Below are 218 nucleotides of genomic sequence, written 5' to 3'. Positions count from 1 at the left end.
GGTGTGATTCATGACTGGGGTGAAGTCGTAACAAGGTAGCCGTAGGGGAACCTGCGGCTGGATCACCTCCTTAATCGACGACATCAGCCTGCTGATGAGCTCCCACACGAATTGCTTGATTCATTGTGAAAAGACGATGATGTGATGCGACCCTGTTATAGGTCTGTAGCTCAGTTGGTTAGAGCGCACCCCTGATAAGGGTGAGGTCGGCAGTTCAA

The 218-nt window shown here is 51.4% G+C and carries 1 rRNA gene; it reads left to right on the top strand.

The window, feature by feature from the left end:
- Positions 1-73, top strand: a 16S ribosomal RNA gene (locus tag F3J44_RS29545); the annotation flags it as partial.
- Between the last annotated feature and the right edge of the window lie 145 nt (positions 74-218).

This window comes from Pantoea sp. Tr-811, from assembly GCF_011752535.1.
GTDB lineage: Bacteria > Pseudomonadota > Gammaproteobacteria > Pseudomonadales > Pseudomonadaceae > Aquipseudomonas.
The sequence above is the reverse complement of the archived record's forward strand: the minus strand, read 5'-3'. Positions and strand labels throughout refer to the sequence as shown.